The 15,247-nt window shown below is 32.8% G+C and carries 12 protein-coding genes and 1 riboswitch; of the genes, 9 read left to right on the top strand and 3 right to left on the bottom strand.

Features of this window, described 5'->3' with window-relative positions; genetic code table 11:
* Positions 1–7: 7 nt before the first annotated feature.
* The 3 genes from ACY191_RS03270 (at position 8) to galU (ending at position 4,604) form a co-directional block, all read left to right on the top strand.
* Positions 8–1,363 (top strand): PTS ascorbate transporter subunit IIC, encoded by a 1,356-nt coding sequence (locus tag ACY191_RS03270; protein WP_042740430.1) that lies wholly within the window; start codon positions 8–10, stop codon positions 1,361–1,363.
* A gap of 726 nt (positions 1,364–2,089) precedes the next feature.
* Positions 2,090–3,628 carry a glycosyltransferase gene (locus ACY191_RS03275; protein WP_107641934.1) on the top strand — a complete coding sequence of 513 codons (1,539 nt, stop codon included), beginning with the start codon at positions 2,090–2,092 and terminating at the stop codon, positions 3,626–3,628.
* Positions 3,629–3,740: 112 nt separating this feature from the next.
* Complete coding sequence (galU, locus tag ACY191_RS03280) at positions 3,741–4,604, top strand: UTP--glucose-1-phosphate uridylyltransferase GalU (protein WP_042740428.1); 864 nt, start codon at positions 3,741–3,743, stop codon at positions 4,602–4,604.
* A 215-nt stretch (positions 4,605–4,819) separates the two neighbouring features.
* Here galU and panE read toward each other — a convergent pair whose 3' ends face one another.
* Positions 4,820–5,737 carry a 2-dehydropantoate 2-reductase gene (gene panE / locus ACY191_RS03285; RefSeq protein ID WP_042740427.1) on the bottom strand — a complete coding sequence of 306 codons (918 nt, stop codon included), beginning with the start codon at positions 5,735–5,737 and terminating at the stop codon, positions 4,820–4,822.
* A gap of 167 nt (positions 5,738–5,904) precedes the next feature.
* On the opposite strand from panE, the gene ACY191_RS03290 reads away from it, so the two are divergent.
* The 6 genes from ACY191_RS03290 (at position 5,905) to ACY191_RS03315 (ending at position 13,840) form a co-directional block, all read left to right on the top strand.
* Positions 5,905–6,663, top strand: coding sequence for a CPBP family intramembrane glutamic endopeptidase (locus ACY191_RS03290; protein WP_119625038.1), 759 nt, complete (start codon positions 5,905–5,907; stop codon positions 6,661–6,663).
* Between the two features lie 166 nt (positions 6,664–6,829).
* Positions 6,830–6,934: riboswitch (SAM riboswitch) on the top strand.
* Positions 6,935–6,998: 64 nt separating this feature from the next.
* Complete coding sequence (locus ACY191_RS03295) at positions 6,999–7,817, top strand: MetQ/NlpA family ABC transporter substrate-binding protein (RefSeq protein ID WP_042740425.1); 819 nt, start codon at positions 6,999–7,001, stop codon at positions 7,815–7,817.
* 198 nt (positions 7,818–8,015) lie between these two features.
* Positions 8,016–9,881 carry a BglG family transcription antiterminator gene (locus ACY191_RS03300; protein ID WP_229366509.1) on the top strand — a complete coding sequence of 622 codons (1,866 nt, stop codon included), beginning with the start codon at positions 8,016–8,018 and terminating at the stop codon, positions 9,879–9,881.
* A gap of 83 nt (positions 9,882–9,964) precedes the next feature.
* Positions 9,965–11,947 (top strand): fructose-specific PTS transporter subunit EIIC, encoded by a 1,983-nt coding sequence (locus ACY191_RS03305; protein ID WP_229366510.1) that lies wholly within the window; start codon positions 9,965–9,967, stop codon positions 11,945–11,947.
* 15 nt (positions 11,948–11,962) lie between these two features.
* Positions 11,963–12,898, top strand: a complete 936-nt coding sequence (manA, locus tag ACY191_RS03310) for a mannose-6-phosphate isomerase, class I (RefSeq protein ID WP_229367393.1) — start codon at positions 11,963–11,965, stop codon at positions 12,896–12,898.
* 51 nt (positions 12,899–12,949) lie between these two features.
* The gene (locus tag ACY191_RS03315; RefSeq protein ID WP_042740421.1) at positions 12,950–13,840 is read left to right on the top strand and encodes an ROK family protein; all 891 of its coding nucleotides are present in this window, start codon (positions 12,950–12,952) and stop codon (positions 13,838–13,840) included.
* Between the two features lie 92 nt (positions 13,841–13,932).
* Here the strand turns inward: ACY191_RS03315 and ACY191_RS03320 are convergent, their stop codons facing one another.
* Both ACY191_RS03320 and ACY191_RS03325 read right to left on the bottom strand, forming a co-directional pair.
* A complete protein-coding gene (locus ACY191_RS03320) occupies positions 13,933–14,391 on the bottom strand; it encodes a threonine/serine exporter family protein (RefSeq protein ID WP_042740420.1) in 459 nt (152 codons plus the stop codon).
* A 12-nt stretch (positions 14,392–14,403) separates the two neighbouring features.
* Positions 14,404–15,156, bottom strand: a complete 753-nt coding sequence (locus tag ACY191_RS03325) for a threonine/serine exporter family protein (protein WP_042740419.1) — start codon at positions 15,154–15,156, stop codon at positions 14,404–14,406.
* Positions 15,157–15,247: the final 91 nt, after the last annotated feature.

Here is a 15,247-nt window from a genome sequence, read left to right on the forward strand (position 1 = left end):
TAGTTGAATGAAACCGATACTTGATTTTATAGTGGATGTCTTGAGTCAACCTGCAATTCTTGTTGCTTTAATTGCTTTAATAGGGTTAATTGTACAAAAGAAATCAGCTGCAGATGTGACTTCAGGAACAATTAAAACAATTTTAGGATTCTTAGTATTGAGCGCTGGTGCAAATGTAGTGACACAATCTTTAGAACCCTTTGGCAAGATCTTTCAACATGCATTTGGTGTACAAGGTGTTGTTCCTAACAACGAGGCAATTATTTCTATTGCACTAGAAAAATATGGTACTACAGCTGCGTTAATTATGGTGTTTGGGATGATTGTAAATATTATTATAGCGCGTGTAACGAACTTGAAATATATCTTCTTAACAGGACATCATACATTTTATATGGCAGCGTTTTTGGCTATATTATTATCTGTAGGGCATATTACAGGCACAATGACTGTCATTATTGGTTCTGTAATTCTAGGGCTTATTATGGCCATATTACCAGCATTGGCACAACCAACAATGCGTAAAATAACAGGCAATGATCAAGTTGCTCTAGGGCATTTTGGAACGATAAGTTATTGGGCAGCAGGGCAAATTGGTAAATTGTTTAAAGGGAAATCGAAATCTACGGAGGAAATTAATTTTCCAAAGGGATTAAGTTTTTTACGAGAAAGTACTATTAGCATTTCATTAACAATGATTATTCTATACGTTGTAGCGTCACTATTTGCCACACCTGACTATGTACATAGTGAAATTAGTAATGGTCAAAACTTTATTGTTTTTTCATTAATTCAAGGTGTGACATTTGCTGCAGGTGTATTTATTATCTTGACTGGTGTGCGTTTAATTCTTGCAGAAATTGTACCTGCATTTAAAGGTATTTCAGAAAAGTTAGTACCAAATACAAAACCGGCATTGGATTGTCCGATTGTCTTCCCTTACGCACAAAATGCTGTGTTAATTGGATTCTTTGTCAGCTTTATTGTAGGTGTGTTAGGTATGTTTGTCTTATTCCTCTTTGGGGGTGTAGTCATTCTACCCGGAGTAGTTGCGCATTTCTTCTTAGGCGCTACTGCAGGAGTGTTTGGTAATGCACGTGGCGGTATACGTGGTGCTGTTGCAGGTGCTGCATTGAATGGTCTGTTGATTACCTTCTTACCATTAATCTTCCTACCATTCTTAGGCGATTTAGGTGGTGCTGCGACTACATTCTCAGATACTGATTTCCTTGTTGTAGGTATCATATTTGGTAATATAGCAAAATACCTAGGATTAATTGGCATTATTGTTTTAATCTTATTGATAGCAGGTATTTCGATCTTATTCCAAAAACGTGTTAATCAACATGTAAACAATAAATAGGCTACTAAATTAAGCCTAAATATAATTAATAGCTAAGGGTATTAATCTTAGAAAAGTAGCATTCAGATGATTGAATTATAATTATCTGGGTGCTATTTTTATTTGCTATTTCGCATAAATGGCTCGCTTTCATAGGGGCCAGCTTCAGCCTGTAGTCTTCAGCTCGACCTGTTCCCTCAGGAGTCTCGCCAAATAATGCCTAAAAATGATGAATATACATTAAAATATTAATATACATTAACATCCTCGAAAATTAATATGTCTTGTTTGTGTTTGCAAATGCATATTTCCTTAATTACTGGCTATTTTTATTTGCTATTTCGTATTATTGGCTCGCTTTCCTAGGGGCCAGCTTCAGCCTGTAGTCTTCAGCTCGACCTGTTCCCTCAGGAGTCTCGCCAAATAATGCCTAAAAATGATGAATATACATTAAAGAGAGCTAAGACATTACGGAATAGCTCTTTTTTGTTTTGATAAAGTGAATTTACATCACAAGTATTTTTGATAGCTCGAACATAGGGATTATATTGTTTCTTGAAACGGTATTTATATCTTAATCCTCCTTAATTAATAGTAAATAAAGTATCATTTAAGTGAAAAAATAATATAAACTACAGTTATTTCTAAAATAATAATATTGTAACGTGCAAAAGTTTATAAAAATCATGCATAGCGTGTTAGAATAAAAATGTTATTTAATTTAGCGATACAAGGGAGTGGGATATAGTGTTGTATACAATTACATCGACTTTGCCACCGATACATGGTGGACGTACGAAAGCATTGTTAAGTCGTATACAGTTAATGAATAAGGAACTTTCTGCAACGAATACGATTTTAACGACGAATTATAATGCTGATTACCATCAAGTAATCGAAAGCTTTATAAGTAATGGGAAGTTAGGTGCCAACATAAAAGTAGAGAATGTATATGATTGGCTGGCAGATTATAATCTACTTTATACACCTAATTCAAAGGAAAGAAAAAAGGCTAAATATTATAAAACCAAGCGTAAAATCAAAGGTTTAAAACATAAGGCTAATGAAAATAATAATAATATTGTTCGTTACTATGATGGTGATGATTATGTTTTATATCGTAAATATAGACAAGATAGCGATGTATTAGACTTTGAGGATTTTATGACCCCTTATTGTAAGAAAAGAGTAGAACGTTGGCATTATAACGAATTTGGTCAATTACATAAGAAAACATATTATTCTACAAAGCGATATGGGAAAATCGCTGAGAAATTTTATGATAGGGATGGCAACAAATATTGCGAAAAGTTTTTTGCGGATGATGATAAAACAACCTTATTACTTATACAACTTTATAAAAAAGGCAGAATGTATAAAGCATTTTCTACTGAAAAACAATTGTTTGAATATTATTTTGAAGAACGTTTTACGGATGGGGATATTGTGTTTAACGATGCGAGACTTTTAGATAGACCATTGCTAAACCAAAAAAACAATACGAAAAACGTATTAGTATTACATAACTCACATTTAAATAATGATGAAGTAAAAGGTTCATTTAAATTTGCATTAAAGCATAGTGAAAAAGTAACGAAATATTTAGTATTAACAGAACACCAAAAGCAAGATATTCAAAGTGTTTATGATATTGAAGATGAAAAATTTGCTGTCATACCTCATTTTACACTTCAGAAAAACCCCAAATATAGCAAAGACCAACCTCAAGATCGGTTCATCTATATTGGAAGATTTGGCCACCAAAAGCAATTAGATCATCTTATTAAAGCGTATCATCGTTTTAGACAGAGGGGCTATACTACCAAACTAGTGATGTTTGGCAAAGATGAAGCAGGTCAATTACAAATGATACAAGATTTGATAGATGTATATAAATTAAATGAATTTGTTGAAATTAATGAATTTACTAATAATCCATTACTTGAATTTAACAATTCTAGAGCCTCTTTATTAACAAGTAATTATGAAGGATTTGGTTTAACGATTATGGAAAGCATAGATGCAGGCTGTCCAGTTGTTTCATATGATGTTAAGTATGGACCTAGAGAAATTATTGAAGAAGGAAAAACTGGATACTTGGTTGAACCTAATAATATAGAAGATTTTGCAGAAAAAATGATTCAAATCGTTGAATATCCACTAACGAATGTACGTACAAATGAGCGATTAAAATATAAAGCAGCTGTAGAGAATTATAAGGATTTATTACAGATATTAGCACATAAAAAGTCTAAATTTAGTAAGATTTTTGATAAAATAAAATAGTGATAACACTTTAAGTATCAGTCCATTTAAGGATTGTAAAATTTTATATGAAATAAGCACTTAAATGAATAAATAATATATAGTTTTTGTCACTTTGGAGGAGAGAGAAAAAATGAAAATTAAAAAAGCGATTATACCAGCAGCAGGATTAGGGACAAGATTCTTACCGGCTACGAAAGCAATGCCAAAAGAAATGTTGCCAATTCTTGATAAACCAACGATTCAATACATAGTAGAAGAGGCTGTAGCGGCAGGTATTGAAGATATTATTATCGTTACAGGTAAACATAAAAGAGCTATCGAAGATCATTTCGACAATCAAAAGGAATTAGAAATGATTTTAGAAGAAAAAGGAAAGCAAGACTTACTAGATGAAGTTCAACATTCTAGTAATTTAGCTAATATGTTTTACGTAAGACAAAAGGAACAAAAAGGTTTAGGACATGCAATTTGGTCAGCAAAACAATTTATCGGGAATGAACCGTTTGCTGTATTACTAGGTGACGATATTGTTCAGTCAGAAGTACCAGCAATTAAACAATTAATGAATCAATATGATGATACAGGAAAATCAATAATCGGTGTGCAACAGGTCAATGAAAATGAGACGCATAGATATGGTATTGTCGATCCTGCTGAATCAAATGAAGGTTTATTTAGTGTGAATAAATTTGTAGAAAAACCAGAACCAGGAACAGCTCCTTCAAACTTAGCAATTATGGGACGTTATGTATTAACACCACAAATATTCGACTATCTAGAGAAACAAGAAATTGGTGCAGGTGGCGAAATTCAATTGACTGATGCGATTGAGCGATTAAACAAAGATGATAAGGTTTATGCATTTGACTTTAACGGTGAACGATACGATGTTGGAGAAAAACTAGGTTTTGTTAAAACAACAATACAATTTGCTTTAAACAATGAAGAAATGTCTCAAGATGTTAAAGCATATATTCAATCATTAGATTTATAATTTGAGTTTATAAAGTAAATTGCTGCTAGTAATGTGGCATATCAATCAATGTAATTAGTAAAAAAAGAACGTCAATTTCTAACTAGAGCTGCAGAAATTGACGTTTTTTAATGACTGTTTATAATATTTTAAAGTGTAAAAGAATACGATGATTTGTGTGGAATCATGTATATATTTAAGTTTCGCAAAAATAATGAACTGCAATTTATCAATATTTATTGCAACATTTCTTTATAGACTTTATGATTTTGATAAATTGTTGTTAATAGTGGTGCTTGAATTTGATGTTGATCAGCTAATTTAAGCAAATGACCTTGTAAATGATCGGCTTCTATATTTAGACCTTTTTCCATATCACGCTGCATTGAAGTTTTGAAATGATAGGATAATTGGGTGAGTGCTTTCATGTATTTAGGAACGATTTGGTTATCTAAAGGTGCGCCTTCTGCACGCATAATAGTGGCTACTTCATTATATAATGATTCAATAAATTGAGTACCACCGACACTATCTCTTATTGGACCTATAGGTGCATGCATTAATGTTGTAACACCTGATAATACGGTTATCATTAAATATTTGTGCCACATTCCTTGTGTGATATTGTTGCTCAAGATAAATTGAGCCTTGGAATTTGAGAAGGCCTCCGCAATATGTTTGGCACGTTGACTATCCTCGCCATTTAATTCGCCGAAAAATAATTTGTCGAATGTACTTGTGTGAACAATCTCGCCAGAAGTATCAAGCGTGGTTTCAATTACGCAATAACCTCCCATGATATTACTTTTACCAAACTCAGATTGCAATGTAGGAATGTGTGCAATGCCATTAAGTAGAGGAATAATGACTGTATTATGATGTATAAATGGTTGTAAATCTTCGATAGCGTGTTCCAAGTGATATGACTTTGATGAGAGTAGTACAACGTCGAAAGCTTCGGCACGATCATCCCGAGTAATTAATTTAGGATTGAAGTTGAAATCACCATTTTCACTATGGATAGCTAAACCATTTCTTTCTAGGTATGACTTTCGTTTTGGACGAACTAAAAAAGTGACATCCTGACCACTTTCAGCTAAACGGCCACCAAAATATCCGCCAATACCACCAGCACCTAGGACTAGAATTCGCATATAAACACAACTCCCCTATAAATATGTATTATGGATGTAATAACTGTATACCACAATCATCCATAAATTACGCATATAAATCAATAACTATAAGCGATAAGCATTTTGAAAAACTATATATACAATTTAATTTTTATGTTATTTTAAAATGTGAAAGGGGGGATACAATGAAAATATCAGGAAAATATACATATAAATGGAAAGATATTAAATGGCTAGATTTTATTTTACCGGTTATCTATTTAGTTAGTACATTTGCATTGTCCTTAATTTGTTCGATTTTTGTATTTATTTTATATTTAGGAACTGAAAATAAGGCTTTTCAAATGAATGATCACATGTTGAATATGATACAGTTAATTGTAGATTTGATTGCCTTCATTATTTTATTTGGGACATGGATACTATTTTATAGACGATCCTTTAAGGACCGTTTGACACAAGGCATTAAACATATGAAACGGTATTGGAAATTAATTATACTCACGTTTATTGTGTTATTCATTCTAAAGGCAATTTATCCTGAATTGGTAGATTTATTTGCTCCGGAGTCTTGGAAATTTGACGAAACAGAAAATGATAAATTAATTGAGCAAATGTTTGCTACGCCATTTTCAACGTTTTTAGCATTTTTTTCTATTGTGATTATTGCGCCAATTAATGAAGAATTTTTATTTAGGCATTTGTTAATTGGTGAACTTGGTAAGAAATTCAGCTTTACGTTGATGTCTATCATTTCAGTTATCATCTTTGCTTCACTACATGTCACAGAAGCGAAATCACCTTTAGAAATTGTGATGTATTTAATTATTGCTATCGGTCTCGCGTATGTTTATTTAAAGTCAGGTCGAAAGTTGTCTGTTGCGATAGCGTTACATGCGTTAAATAATTTAATTGCATATTGTGCTATGGTATTTATGGGATGAACAGTATAGAAACATGCTATAAAGCTATAGGATTAAGCTGTTTCACATGGAACAAAAAGTTAATATAAAGCATATGAAATTGAAGCATACAGAAAATTCTAAAAATTAGATTGACTAAACATGACCAAAATGCTAGGATTAAATAAATTCAAATACATATTTATAACTCTTATCAAGAGTGGTGGAGGGATGTGCCCGATGAAACCCAGCAACCGTCGTAATACGAAATGGTGCTAATTCACAGAAAGTATTTAACTTTCGAAGATGAGAGAAGCAGAATGCCTTCTCTTTATTTAGAGAAGGCATTTTTTATATTAATAATAAGGAGAGATGACATGAAAAAATTTACATATGCAATTCTGTTATTGAGTTTAATTGGTGTTTTAGCTGCTTGTGGCAAATCAAATAGTGATGCAGCAAATAAAAAAATAACTATCGCCGCATCACCTGCACCGCACGGAGAGGTATTAGAACACGCAAAAAAAGCAATGGCAAAAAAGGGCTACGATTTAAAAATAAAAACAGTAAATGATTATAAAGTACCGAATAAATTATTAGATAAAGGTGATGTAGATGCAAACTTTTTCCAACATGTACCTTATCTTAAAGCAGAAAGAAAAGATCATAATTATAATATAGAAGAAGTGGGTAAGGTATTCACAACGCCAATGGGTGTTTATAGTCAAAAGTATAAAAATATTAAAGATATTCCAAAAGGATCTACAATTTATGTATCGAATAATCCTGCAGAAGAAGGTCGATTCTTATCATTCTTTGTTGATAAAGGATTAATTAAAATTAAAAAAGGTGTCAAAATCGAGGATGCTAAGTTTGATGATATAGTTGAGAATAAAAAACAACTTAAGTTTAATAATAAACAAGGTGCTGAATTTTTGCCTAAGACATACAAGAGTAAAGAAGGCGCAGCGGTTATTATGAATTCGAATTATGCAATTGATAATGGACTGACACCACATAAAGATGCGATTGCAGTTGAAGGGAAATCATCACCTTTTGCAAATATAATAGCAGTTCAAAAAGGGCATAAAGGTGATAAAAAGTATCAAGAATTATTAAAGGTATTACAATCCAAAGATATGAAGTCATTTATTAAAAAGAAATATGGACAAGATGTCATACCTTATGAAAAATAACTATTTAAAAAACATATTTTGATTTGAGTATATGCGTATTGTAAAAAGGTACTACTTGTAAAAATTATAAGTAGTGCTTTTTTATTATATAAAATAATGTTTTATTGTAACTTGCTCTTAATGTCAAATAGACCTACAATATAATTGCTGATATTAACTAAAATATAAACAAAAGCCTTGATGAAATGAGGTGTATATATGATAGAACGACATATTAAGATCATGCGTCTGTTTATACAGGAATCTGAAAATTACAAAAGTGCAGATGATATTGCAGCTATATTAAGTGTCTCTAATAGAACTGTGCGATCGGATATAAAGTATATCAATACATTGTTTAGCGATCCAGTAATCACTAGTGTAAAGGGTCGTGGCTTTAGATTGAATTTAGAGCAGTATCGTATTGAAACGATTGAACATTATATCAATGACTATGCCAATAAGGATAGTGAAATATTAATGAATTTAGGTTATCGGTTGTTAATGCAACACGATCCTACGACGACGGAACGTCTGATTGCTGACCTAAAGATAACTAAAAATGAATTTTTAGATTATTTACAAAGATTTGCTAATTGGTGTCAGTCATTTGATGTTCTAGTTGAAAGTGTTAGAAATAAAGGTGTATGTATTAAAGGAAATGAGATGAATATTAGAAATGCTATTTTACACTTGAGTCAACTAACATCTAAAAATAAATCGATTGAAGATATAATATTAGCCGATATTCCTAAAGTGCATTTAGAACAAATAACACAAATTATTAAGCGTGTCTTGATATATAACCATATTCAAGCAACACAAATACAGCTCAAACAGTTAATTATTCATTTAATCATTATTTATAAAAGACAAAATATTAGTTATAAAGCATGGGATATAAAACCAAAGTCATTTGAAATTGCTAATCAATGTATTACAGAAATTAATAATAGACTAGGATATGATTTGAATAGAGAGACAACAAAACTTTTTTCTTTCTTTATTAGTGATTATTTTGAACAACATGATCTTGGATTTGAACAATTATTCGTCAAAAGTTATATTGAACGGCTCATTGTTCAAATGGAGCAAAATATTGGTGTAGGTTTTACCCAAGATAGTGTATTGAGAGACAATATATTTTCACATTTTAGTAGGACATATCACAGAATAATTAAAAATGTATATATCAATAATCCTTTGACTCAAGATATAAAAAAAAACTATCCATTTATCTTTGATGCGTTATATGACATTGTGAAAGAGTTAGAAGTTGATGCCGATATTCATTTAGTAGAAGATGAAATTGCCTTTTTAGCATTACATTTTCAATCATCAGTTGAAAGAAACGAACAAGAAAAAATTAAAATAGTGATAGCTTGTTATTATGGTTTAGGTATTTCCAGTTTACTAGAAGCTAAAATTTTAAAGCTTGACGAACGTATCGAAGTGATAGATACCGTACAGCTGGATTCAGTTTATGATTATCACTTTGAAGGCATCGATGTATTAGTTACAACGCATGAGATAGAAGGTAATCATTTACCAAAGCGACTTTCTCAAGTAACAGTTTCACCTTTATTTTCAAATGAGGATGCTGAGAAAGTGAAGGTAATTATTAACCAAATCAATAATAACGTAATTAATCAAGCAGATTTATCATCAGTTCAAGTAGATGTGGTAGGAGGCGATGATGAGGTTACTGATATGGCTGTTGTTTTCGATAAGGCACAAAGTATATTAAATAATAATCATGCAATTACCGAAAGTTATATACCAAGTGCATTAGAAAGAGAAAAATTTGCTTCTACATTTATTGGAAATGCTATTAGTATGCCTCATGGCAACCCTAAAGAAGTATTGAAATCACATGTTATAGTGTTTAAACATGAACAGGGCTTGTTATGGAAACAAAATAAAGTCAAATTGGTGTTTTTCTTAGCCATTACTGAGGCTGATATACCGATAATGAAGAAAATTATACACAATATTGCAGATTTAACAGAAAATGATGTTGATCAATATTTATTGTTAGATGAGCAGGTGCTTCAGAAAAAAATCATGACTTTAATTAGAGAATAATTGCCACTAACAACGGCAATTATTATTTTTTTGCGATAAATGTATGCGGTTACAATGAAGTGGATAAGGAGGCAGATGAAATTATGAAAATTTTAGCTATAACTTCGTGCCCAAATGGGATAGCGCACACATATATGGCTCAAGAGAAATTAGAACAAGCGGCAGAACGTATGGGAGTAGAAATAAAAGTAGAGACGCAAGGTGGTGTAGGGACAGAAAATAAATTAACTACTGAGGAAATTAAAGAAGCGGATGGTATTATCATTGCTGCAGATCGCCAAGTTGACCTTACTAGATTCGATGGGAAGTACTTAGTTAATGAAAGTGTAAGGGAAGGAATACACAATCCTGAACAATTAATTCAGAGAATCATAAAAAAAGAAGCAAGTATTCATCATGAACAGTATGATGCTGATGCGAATCAAAGAACACAATCCGAAAATAAAAAGGGACTACAAGTCATTTATCAACATTTGATGAATGGTGTGTCATTTATGGTTCCCTTTATTGTAGTAGGTGGTTTATTGATGGCTATTGCATTAACCATTGGTGGCAAACCTTCTGCAGAAGGACTAGTCATTCCAGAAGATTCTATATGGAAATCTGTAGAAAATATAGGTAGTCTGTCATTTAAGTTTATGGTTCCAATATTAGCTGGTTATATTGCAGTGAGTATAGCCGACAAACCTGGGTTGGTTCCTGGTATGATTGGCGGTGCAATTGCAGCTGACGGTAGTTTCTATGGTAGTGATGCAGGTGCGGGTTTCTTAGGTGGTATTGTGGCAGGTTTCTTAGCTGGTTATATTGCGAAGTGGATTAAGAATATAAAGACACCTAAAGCAATGGCCCCGATAATGCCGATTATTATTATTCCAATTATTTCATCACTCATTGTAGGATTAATATTTATCTTTGTTATTGGTGCACCAATTTCAAGTATATTTGAAGGGCTAACATCTTGGTTAAAAGGGATGCAAGGTACTAATATTATTATTTTAGCCCTTATCATAGGAGCAATGATTGCCTTTGATATGGGAGGACCAATCAATAAAGTGGCATTTTTGTTTGGCTCAGCACTAATTGCAGAGGGTAATTATACAGTAATGGGCATGGTCGCAGTAGCAGTATGTACGCCGCCAATTGGTTTAGGTCTTGCTACATTTATCAATAAGCGTAAATTTAATCATGGAGAAGTTGAAATGGGTAAAGCATCGTTTACAATGGGATTGTTTGGTATAACCGAAGGAGCAATACCATTTGCTGCGCAAGATCCATTAAGAATTATACCAGCAAATATGATTGGTTCTATGATTGCAGCAGTTATAGCTGCTATCGGTGGTGTTGGTGATAGAGTAGCACATGGAGGACCAATTGTAGCAGTATTAGGTGGTATTGACCAGATATTATGGTTCTTTATTGCGGTGATTGTAGGTAGTATTGTCACGATGATTGTTGTATTGTTGATGAAACGAACGTCGCCAGCTGTTGCAGTTCATTCAAGTCCAATGGATACAGGTGTAATCAGTGAAAATCAAGCGGTGAGTGATGAAAGTATGACGACGAACCAAGAACAACTATCGCAAGAAAGTAAGATAACACACGAGCAAGCAGATGATGATAATTCTGAGCGTGTTTTTGACAAACGTGTGATTGAATTAAGTGATGAAACGATGACACGTGACACGGTGATTAATCAATTAATTGACCAGTTAGCGGATCATGATTATATTAGCAATAAGTCAATATTAAAAGAAGCGGTAATGGCACGTGAAGCAGAATCCACTACAGCAATTGGAATGAATGTTGCTATTCCACATGCTAAATCTAGCGTAGTGAAGCAACCGATTGTAGCAGTATTAAATAATAAGGCTGGTGTAGAATGGGAAAGTCTTGATGGTTCATTACCGAAGATTATATTTTTAATTGTTGTACCAAGTCAAAGTAATGATGTTCATTTAAAATTATTACAAAGACTTTCAAGAACATTGATGAACGATGATATTAGAATGCAGCTTATCAATGCACAAAGTAAAGACGAAATATATAATATACTGAAAGCAATTTAATGGAGGTATGCAGTGATGGTGTTATTTTTAGAACCAGAGTTCAAGGAACGTATTTGGGGAGGTACAGGATTAAAGGCGTTTAATTATGATATCCCTAGTGATATTACAGGGGAATGTTGGGGCATTTCGGCACATCCAAATGGACCAAATAAGATTAAGAATGGTAGACATCAAGGAAAAACATTAGATCAAGTATGGATAGAAGACAAAGCATTATTTGGAAATCCCAAAGCACATACTTTTCCATTGTTAACCAAAATATTAGATGCGAATGATAAATTATCTGTACAAGTACATCCTAATGACGATTATGCATTGAAGCATGAAGGGGAATATGGCAAGACAGAATGTTGGTATATTCTTGATGCTAAAGCGGACGCTGAGATTATTTATGGTGTAAATACAACGGATTCTAATGAATTAAATGAAATGATTGACAATAGAGAGTTTGACAAACTTTTTAAACGTGTTAAAGTTCAGCCCGGTGATTTTTATTATGTACCTGCTGGGACTGTACATGCTATAGGTGAAGGTATCCAAATATTAGAAACACAACAATCTTCAGATACGACTTATAGAATTTATGATTATGATCGAACAGATAAAGATGGAAATCAAAGAGCGTTACATCTTGAACAAAGTAAAGCAGTCATTCAATTAAATGACAATTCACCAAATAGCACACCAATATCAAAAAATATACAAGGTCAGAAATATACACAATTTGTCTCCAATACATTTTTTACAGTTGCGCGTTGGGAAATTTCAGGCAAATTAAACTACGACTTATCACGTGATTATGAACTTATATCAATTGTAGAAGGTCGTGGAACAATTGAAATAGATGGAGAGGTCCATGAATTAGTAAAAGGTGATCATTTAATATTGACCGTAGAGGATACGAATGTCGTTATAGAAGGCGATTTGATTGCAATTATCAGTTATGTTTAAGTCATCTATCAGATTTGAAATGGTTATCAACATGAGTGAGGTGGAATGATTATGTTAAAATTATGCGTTGATATCGGAGGTACGAAGACTATTGTTGGGGTAGTCAATGAACAACTTGATATCATTGCTAGTAAAAAATTTGAAACGATAAAGGAAGATCCGAAGCAACAATTTACTGAAATAATTAAACTAGCGAATCATTTTGTAACAGAATACAAAGAGGTAGATAGCAATATATTGAATATTGCTATGCCAGGTCCATGTGATTATACACAGGGATTGTTCTTAAATCCGCCAAACTTACAACAATACAATCAATTTAATGCAGGGCAATATATTGAGCAACACAGTCAATTTAAGCCGAGCTTTGTTAATGATACAGATGCTGCTGCGTTAGCGGAGTATCGATATATTAAATCAACTACATCTGATTTTGTTTATTTAACGATTAGTACTGGGGTTGGTATGGCATATGTCAAAAATGGACAGTTAGTTTCAGGTGTAGATGGCAACTTTGGTGAAATTGGTCATACTGTAATTAAAAATGATAGTGATTACCAATGTCCGGTTTGTCACCAGTATGGATGTGTAGAAAATGAAATATCTGGATTAGCCATTAGTCGAAAGGCGAGTGACCTTTTAAATCGACCAGTGACTACTAGAGAAGCTATAACGATGTATCTCGAGCATGAAGACGAAACAATTCATACTATGGTTGAAGAAGTGATTAAATTAACACAACAACTATGTATTAACATATTTAGCGTCTTTAACATTTACCATATAGTTCTAGGTGGTGGCGTAACGCAAAGTGCATTGCCATATAAGGAAGCAATAACGAATTATGTAAGTCAACACCATTTAATACAAAATAGTACGATTCAAATTGACATTAGCCATCTTGAAGCAAATGTACTGACAGGTTTATATTTCATTAATTAATGATATCAAAGACACCACACAACACTTGCTATATTAATAAAACCAGAGGTTAGACCTTTGAGTTTATGATAGTAAATGCGTGTGGTGTTTTTTTATAATCTATTACGTTTTATTGCCCATAGTTTACGGATGTTTAGTGTTTTAGACAATTGGTCAGAAATAAGAAGACCTAAGGCAATCGCACCTGCTACAAGAATTGCGCGTATAAATGTATTTGTTGCGTCGGTAAACTGTAAGGTTACAAGTTGTTGTGTTGCTCTAAATGCAATACTACCTGGAACAAGGGGAATAATACCTGGAATCATAAAAATAACAACTGGTGCTTTAAATATACGACTCATAATATGACTAAGTAGCCCCAATGTTAAACTCCCCAGTAAACTTGTATAAATACTATCCATATGAAAGCTTTCCGTTAATACAAAATACACCATGTAACCCATCGCACCTGCGAAACCAGCAGGAATAAATAACTTTTTAGGTGCGTCGTATATCACATTGAAAAAATATGATGCACAAAAGCTACAGATAAACGTGAAAATGATTGTCATCTTTAGTCCTCCTTAAAATGTTACATATGCAATAGCAATACCTGAACCGATAGCAAATGCAATGACAAGTGCTTCCAAGAATTTTGCAGTAAACATTAACATGTGACGAGCGAATAAATCTTGGATAGCAGTAGTAATCAATACACCAGGCACAATGGGCATCACTGATGCAATCATTGCAGGACCAAAGGTGTTCTCGATGTGGAAGATATGAGAACCTAAGATAATGATAGCGCCTAAGACAAATGATCCCACAAATTCTGGTATAAACATTGTTAAGGATTTGCTTTGCATAAATTCTACAATGCAAAAGCCTGTAGCACCTGCAATTAATGTAGTGAGCATTTCAGGCCATGTTCCACCTTGTAAATATAAAAAACACAGAGAAATGATGCCTGCTGCGACGACTTTCTTCCACAGTGAGATAGATACTGTACTATGCTCAATATTACTTAATTGCTGATAGGCTTCTTCTATTGAAATGTGATTACTTGTAAGTTGACGAGAAATTGAGTTTACTTGATAAATTTTTAATAAGTTTGTTATGTTTTTGTCTATACGTAAGATACGTGTGTCGTGTTCCTCACTTAGTGAGAAATTAATAAATACATTTATGACATAACCTTGACTGTGATAGTAACCCATACATATGGCCATACGTCTCATTGTATCTTCTACACGTGAAACTTCAGCACCTGAAGATAATAAAATTTTTCCAGCGAGTAAGATAGCTTGTATGGTTAATTTATCTTTTGTGCTATCCATGATTTGTCCCTCCTTTGTTTTTGAATGATTATCGTTATTATCCCAATATTATATGTGAAATTCAAAAGGAAATTTAAAAATAATAGTGAAT

This window comes from Staphylococcus sp. TCBT05, assembly GCF_055179755.1.